12 protein-coding genes are annotated in these 7,744 nt (G+C 40.5%); 2 read left to right on the top strand and 10 right to left on the bottom strand.

The window, feature by feature from the left end; translation table 11 throughout:
* The first annotated feature begins 244 nt into the window (after positions 1-244).
* Both T408_RS12090 and T408_RS0106120 read left to right on the top strand, forming a co-directional pair.
* Positions 245-391 carry a hypothetical protein gene (locus tag T408_RS12090; protein WP_157060774.1) on the top strand — a complete coding sequence of 49 codons (147 nt, stop codon included), beginning with the start codon at positions 245-247 and terminating at the stop codon, positions 389-391.
* Between the two features lie 146 nt (positions 392-537).
* Positions 538-738: a helix-turn-helix domain-containing protein gene (locus tag T408_RS0106120; RefSeq protein WP_028119158.1), complete on the top strand. Its 201-nt coding sequence runs from the start codon at positions 538-540 to the stop codon at positions 736-738.
* A gap of 51 nt (positions 739-789) precedes the next feature.
* On the opposite strand, the gene T408_RS11765 is transcribed toward T408_RS0106120, so the two are convergent.
* The 10 genes from T408_RS11765 to T408_RS0106070 form a co-directional block, all read right to left on the bottom strand.
* A complete protein-coding gene (locus T408_RS11765) occupies positions 790-1,389 on the bottom strand; it encodes a hypothetical protein (protein ID WP_157060773.1) in 600 nt (199 codons plus the stop codon).
* Complete coding sequence (locus T408_RS0106110) at positions 1,298-1,750, bottom strand: Panacea domain-containing protein (RefSeq protein WP_035420260.1); 453 nt, start codon at positions 1,748-1,750, stop codon at positions 1,298-1,300. Before T408_RS0106110 ends, T408_RS11765 begins: the two co-directional genes overlap by 92 nt.
* A gap of 67 nt (positions 1,751-1,817) precedes the next feature.
* Complete coding sequence (locus T408_RS11760; protein ID WP_051444825.1) at positions 1,818-3,278, bottom strand: CHAP domain-containing protein; 1,461 nt, start codon at positions 3,276-3,278, stop codon at positions 1,818-1,820.
* Positions 3,278-3,538: a holin gene (locus T408_RS11075; RefSeq protein WP_035420258.1), complete on the bottom strand. Its 261-nt coding sequence runs from the start codon at positions 3,536-3,538 to the stop codon at positions 3,278-3,280. The genes T408_RS11760 and T408_RS11075 overlap by 1 nt, the downstream gene beginning before the upstream one ends.
* On the bottom strand, positions 3,539-3,976 hold the full coding sequence (locus tag T408_RS0106095) for a phage holin family protein (protein WP_028119156.1): 438 nt from the start codon (positions 3,974-3,976) through the stop codon (positions 3,539-3,541).
* Between the two features lie 68 nt (positions 3,977-4,044).
* Complete coding sequence (locus T408_RS12275; RefSeq protein ID WP_268870439.1) at positions 4,045-4,173, bottom strand: CD1375 family protein; 129 nt, start codon at positions 4,171-4,173, stop codon at positions 4,045-4,047.
* Complete coding sequence (locus T408_RS0106085) at positions 4,148-4,648, bottom strand: hypothetical protein (RefSeq protein ID WP_028119155.1); 501 nt, start codon at positions 4,646-4,648, stop codon at positions 4,148-4,150. The genes T408_RS12275 and T408_RS0106085 overlap by 26 nt, the downstream gene beginning before the upstream one ends.
* The gene (locus tag T408_RS12085) at positions 4,614-4,784 is read right to left on the bottom strand and encodes a hypothetical protein (protein ID WP_157060772.1); all 171 of its coding nucleotides are present in this window, start codon (positions 4,782-4,784) and stop codon (positions 4,614-4,616) included. The genes T408_RS0106085 and T408_RS12085 overlap by 35 nt, the downstream gene beginning before the upstream one ends.
* Positions 4,785-5,435, bottom strand: a complete 651-nt coding sequence (locus T408_RS0106075; protein ID WP_028119154.1) for a hypothetical protein — start codon at positions 5,433-5,435, stop codon at positions 4,785-4,787.
* A gap of 11 nt (positions 5,436-5,446) precedes the next feature.
* Positions 5,447-7,384 (bottom strand): hypothetical protein, encoded by a 1,938-nt coding sequence (locus T408_RS0106070; RefSeq protein ID WP_028119153.1) that lies wholly within the window; start codon positions 7,382-7,384, stop codon positions 5,447-5,449.
* Between the last annotated feature and the right edge of the window lie 360 nt (positions 7,385-7,744).

The raw sequence follows: 7,744 nt of genomic DNA, 5'->3' as shown, positions 1-7,744 counted from the left end.
GCCATTGTGATGTAGTTGTTCACCGAGTAGGCTCAGATAATCACGCATGAGATTAACCTTGGTATAAAGGGGTTTCGTAAAAATAAGCTTAGCTGGTATCGTCTGATATCATTAAATTTTTGCCCCATAAATGCCCCATGAATTCAATAACGTGTGCTATAAATATTTCTAAAAACTTCCTAATACTACTTGTTTTTATACACTTTATTATGTATAATGTAAGTATAGTAAGGAGGTGATAAAAGTGAATGAAATCGAATGGCTCAAAGCTATTGGCACACTCGCCGGTGGATTTGGAGCTTTAATAGCAGGTGTCGCTAAAGTCATTGAAGTTGTCGCTGAAGCCAAAAAGAAAGACGACCACGAAGAGCCCGCCCAGGAATCTAAGTAATCGTCTGTAAGGATAACAGGGGAATTGCCCTCCCCTTCCTTATCCTTATTATAACATAAGGAGGAGAATAAAATGAAAGAGTTTTTATTTGTTATGTTCTGTTTTGCTGTTGTCTGCTTTACATTCAATAGAAAGGGGCAAAAGAAATGAAAGAATACATTAAAATGATCGAAAAACTCATTTTTGATTCAGACATAACTACCTATCGAATTGCTAAAGAGACAGGCATTGCCACACAAGTTTTAGACAGATACAAGAATGGTGGATCTAAAATTGAAAACATGTCATTGAAAAACGCTAGTAAGTTAGTTGATTTTTATAAAGAATACGTTGAACCCGGCCAGTAGGCCGGGTTTGTTTTGTGCAAAAGAAAAAGCCCAGCCTAAGCTGAGCTAAAATTATGGCTTAATCTCCTTTTTGAACTTTTTGTAGTCTTTCTTATTGTATTTATCTGATGGATATAAAAGATGGTTACAATCAATTAACAAAGGATAAAGAGTATAGTGGTTAGCATCCGATTTAATTAGGCCAATAATCCTAACACCACCTGTAGCACCTAACTGCCATAGCTCTATGTCTAAACTAAGAGACGTGCCATGAATAGACTCAATGGCCGCGAATGCAATATTAAACGCCTCATCTGTTATTTGATGGCAATGCTTTTCTCCATTTCCCATGATAGATATAATGTTGTCTTGTAAAAAAGGAAATAATTTAAACATAATATTGGATAACACCCTAGATATATGTTTATCATTCTCGTATCTATTGGTAAAAGGCATCCTGTGGTACGACTTAAACCAATTAGGATAAGCTTTTAAATCAATCAAAAGCTTATCCATCTTAGGTTTTTTAGGATTATGTACATTGCTATCAGGATGAACGATGTTTGAAACTTTAACCATACTAAAGTCTTGATCCATAACACTCAAAGATTGTTGCGTCAGATAACTCATTGGAGCAAATTTCAGCTGGGGCTTTATCTCCTCTGGCTTCAATCCATGGAGTCTCTTGGTGTGAGATGCTTTCGAGCTCATTACCATTAAATGGACCGTAAACCTCGTAAACTTGACTAAGTATATCCTCAACCTCATCCGGAAACGTAGTCTTCTTCTCTTCAGCTTTATTAATAGGATTATAGCCGTAATGTCTATATTCTTGATAAACCTTGGGAATAACAGGTCCGTGCACCCAAGCTTCAAATGTTTCATCAAATAATTTATTCGTTAAATTATATTTATTTTCATTAGATAGAGTGAGGAACCATGAATAAGCATAATAAAGCATCTTTTGTAACTTTTTAGGTGTCATTGACTCTTTTGACAAGAACCAACTAATAACTTCTTCAACATCATACATTATAATTCCTCCCTTCTTGAGCTAATTATAATGGTGCAGAGCAAACTATGTCAACCAATTACGTCATTTATTTCTTCTCCCAGACCCACACGACGCCATCTTTGTCTAAGAACTCATTATCAGCCAGTTGCTGCTTTTCTTCTTCCTTCTGGCTAACTGCTGGGACAAGCGTCTCTTGCTTATCTTCCGCCAACTTCTTGTTGACCGCTTCTTGAATCTCAGCAATCTCTACCTCAGTATACCCTTCAGACTTGAGCTTATTCACTCGTTCCTGTCCGTTGCCATACTTACCATCAATAATTCCTTGAACGGCCTCTTCTTGAGGTTTCTTGCCTTGAGTCAGCAATTCGTTGACCCGCTTCTGCACTTCTTCGTATCGAGCGCCAAGGCTTGCCTTACGTTGCTCACCCGTTCCAAAGTCACCAGCCATCACCCGTTGGGCCAGTGTATCGGTAGGCACTTTAGATAAGTCGGCTACCTTAGCTTGGCCGTAAGGCGGTCGGATGTAACCTTGAATGTAGTAGTCACTCTTGCCGAAGCTTCTTTCAGCCACTCGAGATTGTGCGTCATAACCGCCAATGTTACCTTCAATGGTATAGACGGTGTTGCCACTAACAGCTGTTACCAACCCAACATGATCTGGCCAATCGTTGCCTTTCTCATCATCAAAGATAATAATGTCTCCCGTTTTGGGATTATTGCGCCCTACCCATTGACCAAGTCGCTGAGCTCCCTCTTTCATATAACCGACAGAAATTTCTAAAGGCACTTTATTACCAATACCCGCCTCAATCATGACTGCTGATACGAACATGGCGCACCAGTCATAACCAGCACTGTGGTTAGGCACCGGACGATTTGCGAACCTTTTCTTGGGATAATTATTATATCGAGACATCAGCCCTTTATACTGATTAGAGTACTTGCGAACCCCATTATACTTTCTTGCGATACGTATGACGTCTTGTGCTGTTGTCATTGAACCCACTCCTTCTTTATTGTCTAACTTGTCTAGCGCCCCATTGTTAGCGTGATTGATTGCTGTTCTGCGGGATAGCATTCCTTTTAAATAGGCTTCGTATCTTTGTTTACTTTGACTATCAGGTAAGTTCATAGTCGCATAATCATACTTTGCCCCACCATATCGGAACATTCCCTTAACTGCCTCAGCAAACGTGGCAGAGTCAGCAATCTTATAAGAGCCACCTCTTCTAATTAAATACAGCCAATCAGTAAAAAAGTCTTGCAGATTTGCATACTTCATGTATTGACCGCCCTCGTTAGTTGGGCGATTTGACCCACGCTTAACGACTACCCCTGAGGGTCTAGTGAAGATATCAGGAGCATCATTTGGCATTGACATGCCTGATAAATTATTATTCAATTTAGCGACTTCGGAACTGCCCCATAACCCTTCAAAGTGCAGCTTAACAATCAAATAAGACGGAGGAACACTAAGTCTCTCCGCCTCTTTTACCAGCATGGATAACGTCGTGTCATCTAAAGTCGAGCCGTTATAAGTTAGCATTATTTAGCTCCGATCTTTGTAGCATCATAAAACCCGCTCGCACTGAATCCCGCCAGCATGCCTGCTAAGGCGTTGTCCGGGATAGGCAAGCCGTAGATATAAGCAAGTACTAACCCAGCAATCAGACCAATACCCCCTGACACTAAGGGTAGATATCGGCTATCTATATCTACTGCCTTTTTTATTGCTTCTATTAATACCCCAATAATTCCCGCCATAATGGCAGATTGCAAAATAATATTATCTATAATTGCTTCCATTTAATCACCCTTCTCTTCAATTTCCTTCACTTCTAACTTGTCGACCATTAAATTACTAGCAAGCTTGTCCTCTGATTCCTTCCGCATTTGGTTGAAGAACGGCTTCAGCTTGTCAGGAAACGGCAGCCCCAACGCTTCCCAATTCTCAATGAACGATACAGAATAGTTAGTGATGAAGAAGACACACGCCCCAATAGAGACATTAGGGTAGCCGAGCGCTCTTGCATACGTCCCAATTAATACCATCACTGAGAAGACAAGAAAGTGCCTAATTAAGCCGTTAGTACCGACTTTACTATCAAATTTGCGATTCTTAATTCCTTTAGCATAGCCTGATACTATATCAAGCAAGATTAGCCAAAAAAGGCAGTGCATATAACCGCTATTAGCTAGCGACTTAAAATGCAATGCTAATACTTCATTAGTTATTTCAATCATTTTTCACCTTCATTTCAAAAAGAAAAGGAGACCTTTGACAGTCTCCCTTCTATGCCTGATTTATATGTCTACTTAATTAACTCTTCTGCGCCCATTGTCTTAAGCTGTTCAGCCACTTGTTCCTTCAAGAACTTAGGCGTACGCTCGTAAGTGTAGCGACCTGCCACAATATTAATTGCGATCAACATTGCCATCATTAATTTCACCTCCTTCCATTTCAACTTTAGTCTCGTCAGCGGATTCTTCAGGTACGTTCTCATCTTTCACCTCATTTTCTTGAGGCTCTTCAGATTTTTCAGCAAGTGCAGCCTGAAGCTCAATTTGTAATGAACCGACTATCTCAATCATTTCAAGCAAAGCCCCTTGAGTGACTGCTGATTGTTTCTCAATTGCCCCCATTGTCTCCTTGGCGGTCGTCATGAAAGAATCGACTTCTGCCACTTTCTCATCTAATAGTGTTGTTCGTTCGTCAAGCTTGTTGATTGCGTGACTAGGAGCAACTTCTGCCACTAACTTGTCTAGGACTAGCTTAACGATCTCTTCATCAGATAGTGCTGTGACGTTACCAGTAAGCTCTTCTTCAATGTAGCGATAAGGACTGTCTTGTTTAATTGTGACTTGTGTTGTGTCTTTGTGATCACTGTAAATCGGTTGATTCGTCAGTTGGTACATCTTCTTCCCCCTCTCCTTGTAGTTCAGCTAGTTCTGCTTGCAGTTCTTCTACTTGCTCGGCTAGTTGATTTTTCTGTGTCTTAGTGACAGCTAGATCCATTGCTAGTTCTTGAATTGTCTTAATTAAATAATCCATCTACATTCCTGCTTTCATTAGTCTTTCATGAAGATCGGTGACGGCTTCACACAGCAAGGCAAGAATAGCTTCAGTGTAAATCTCTTCATGTTCTCCTTGTCTGTTGTACGTAACCCCAAAGCCTGAACCTGCTATTGGCACGAGGTCAATCAGCTTAACTCTGTTTTCATAAGCGTCCTCTTCCGCTGTCAAGTGCCCAAGATAAGAATAGACCATAGGCATTGGCACTGGTCTCCTGACCTGCTTGCCATAAGGTCGCTGGCTTAGCATGTCTGAAATTTGAGACATCTCATATAAATTAATTGTCTCATTAAAACTATAACCGCCAGTCATTTGATTGACGTCTCTTTGAGGATAGATTGAATATTGATATTTGAGCTCTTTTCCGCCCATTTTGTAAGTGTAGTAAATCAAGATATCTAGGTCGCCATCAGGCGTTAAACCGCTATATTCTACTGTCTCAACATCACTTGCATACTTTAAACTGAAGTAAGTAGAAGTTAAATCTCCAACATCATTCCGTTCTGGGATTGTGTAAGTATTGAGCGGCAACTCTCTGCCATTGGCGTCTTTCATCTTCACGTTAAAAGTACCTTTTTTATCTTTCGCCCCTGTTTCCATGAAAACAACTGCTAAAGTTTCGTGAGCCATATAGTCCCCCTTTAATAAGTAGCTGTAATTTGAACTTCGATCGGTGTTGCAAACACTCGCCCGTTTCTAGTATCTCGATAGGTCGCATAACCGAAAACAGGGACAATCCCTTGATTGCGCATGTATTGAGTTATCTGCGCCACCCTAGCCACGAATCGCACCATGTAAGAAGTTGAGTACTCCCCTCTTGTAGCAATTCCGTGAGGGTCAACTGGTGCAACTGATACTTTGTAATCTTTGCCCCTGAATGGAGCTGGCAAGTAATAAGGCTTGTAGCCCAAGGTTAGACCAGGAACGCCATTTGCTGAATCCCTGTGCTGTGTATGGCAGACGTTGGCAATATTAGCAACGTGGGTCAAGTAGTGTGTGCTGTAATTAGTGCCACCAATCTGTGTAAAGAGACCGTGCGCATTGATAATTGTGTAAGAGCCGTCAGTATGGCTTGCTCTTAACTCTTGACCATTAATGCCAATTCTTGAGTTAATCGCATTCCAATAGGACTGAATAAAGTTGGTTTTATTACCTGCTAAATTGTTAACATCAATATTATTAGCCACAATGCGGTTAAATTTACCCATGAAAGCTGTGACCTCGTTGGCTTGCATGCTGTCAACGAACAACTTCTTAATGAAAGCTTGGTTCATGGTTGTGTCGCCATTTAAGTGGATCAATGATGATTTAATATCAACAGCATTAGGGTTAATTGATATTTTGGATAGTGCATTGTTGTCGCCAAAGACTGACAGACCAATATAGTCTTCTAGTTGCTTAATTTGACTGTTCTTTCGTATCTCTTCAACTGGCGTGTGACGGTAGTCAAACATTTGCTTGGAATTAGGGTTGACGCCAAAGATCATCAGCATTTTATCGTATGATTGAGAAGCATTGTTTAAAGGGCGAACCTTAAAATGAACGTCCGTTAAGTCGCCAACATATTCAATCGTGTCTTCAAATAGCTGAAGTCTGGTTAACTTGCGCTTCTGATCACCAAAAGTGATCTCAATATCTTCCATAGGCAAGATTCTTAGCTTTAGCCTGTGTCTGCCAAATGATAAGCCATTGGCTAGCGCTCTATTAGAGTTAGGCGGCTTGATAATTATTTGATAGTTCGGACCCCATTTAGTACCGCTGACTTTCTTCTCTGTTAACCCAAAGCTAGAAGTCATGTTCTCAACTTTTAAGGTATCCTCCCCTGATTCAATGAGCATTTTAAAGTTGTTTTCCGCCCACAAATCGCCAGTTTCTCTAAGTGGTCTAGTGCCTACTAACTCGCCTAGTATCTCGTTCTTAAAGACTTTGTCGGTCATCACGATTCTTGAGATGTTATTGTGAACCTCATTTTCTGAACTGCCTATGACTCGCTCATAGAGATTGGACGTTTCTTTGACGGACTGAAAAGCTTGTTTGGTACTATCTAAGTCTTTAGATACACTAGCTATCGTTGATTGATTGCCTTCTGCGGTTCGCTTAACGTTGTTAATTAATTGAGTAGTTTGATTGTCACCATCATTAATTAGCTTAGTTAAGCTAGTTCTTAGTTCATTGGCTGTTTGCGTGGTGTAAGATCTTGCTTCGTTTAAAGTCTTGCCATCGCCAGATTGGATCTTAGCCGTATAGTCTTTAGTCAAACTATTAGCAGTTGCTTTGATCTGACTAACTAAGCCATCATCAGCATTCTTAAAGTCCAGTTTGATCTGATTGAGATTGTCAAACAACTTCTTAATGACCGTCTCATCACTTTGCGGCCTAACATAGTCTAATGCTTCTGTTCCTCGGTTGAGGTTGGCTTGCGTGAAGGTAAAGCCTTTGCCTAATTCATTAGGGCTGATGCAAATTTTAGGCTGCTTACTTTCTGCTATAAAAGTTGATTGTACGAGAATAGACCCGTCAGACTGGACTTTAGCCGTTGTCTCGACAGGTTGGTTGTTTTGCTTTATTTGTACTGTCAAGATGGTATCACCTCCTTGTTAGATTTTCTCCCATTCTTTCCACTCGCCGTTAGATAGAACACGTATGTACCTTAGAGAAGGGTTGTCTTTACCGTAAGCTTTCTGCAAAGCGTTCTTATCCAGTTTTCTCGTTTCTAGCCAGAACCAAGCTTCGGCTGGCAAATTTTGAACTCTGTAACTGACAAGTGAAAAGCCATTGGGCAAAGTGTTCGCATCATCAGTTTCTTTTGAAAATAAATTCACTTGCGAATTTATGTCCATTTTTACGGCATCAATACCCCCCCGACTTTTTGTGATATGTTGTCACGTAAATATTTTACAGTTACTAGGTCATCATCAGCTTTAATTGGTGTTAAACTC

This window comes from Hutsoniella sourekii ATCC 700629, from assembly GCF_000518205.1.
GTDB lineage: Bacteria > Bacillota > Bacilli > Lactobacillales > Aerococcaceae > Hutsoniella > Hutsoniella sourekii.
The sequence above is the reverse complement of the archived record's forward strand: the minus strand, read 5'-3'. Positions and strand labels throughout refer to the sequence as shown.

Coding starts and splice junctions, on each gene's coding strand:
- T408_RS0106120 (WP_028119158.1), top strand. CDS start 538: ATGAAAGAATACATTAAAATGATCGAAAAACTCATTTTTGATTCAGAC.
- T408_RS0106110 (WP_035420260.1), bottom strand. CDS start 1,750: ATGTATGATGTTGAAGAAGTTATTAGTTGGTTCTTGTCAAAAGAGTCA.
- T408_RS11760 (WP_051444825.1), bottom strand. CDS start 3,278: ATGCTAACTTATAACGGCTCGACTTTAGATGACACGACGTTATCCATG.
- T408_RS11075 (WP_035420258.1), bottom strand. CDS start 3,538: ATGGAAGCAATTATAGATAATATTATTTTGCAATCTGCCATTATGGCG.
- T408_RS0106095 (WP_028119156.1), bottom strand. CDS start 3,976: ATGATTGAAATAACTAATGAAGTATTAGCATTGCATTTTAAGTCGCTA.
- T408_RS12275 (WP_268870439.1), bottom strand. CDS start 4,173: ATGATGGCAATGTTGATCGCAATTAATATTGTGGCAGGTCGCTACACT.
- T408_RS0106085 (WP_028119155.1), bottom strand. CDS start 4,648: ATGTACCAACTGACGAATCAACCGATTTACAGTGATCACAAAGACACA.
- T408_RS12085 (WP_157060772.1), bottom strand. CDS start 4,784: ATGGATTATTTAATTAAGACAATTCAAGAACTAGCAATGGATCTAGCT.
- T408_RS0106075 (WP_028119154.1), bottom strand. CDS start 5,435: ATGGCTCACGAAACTTTAGCAGTTGTTTTCATGGAAACAGGGGCGAAA.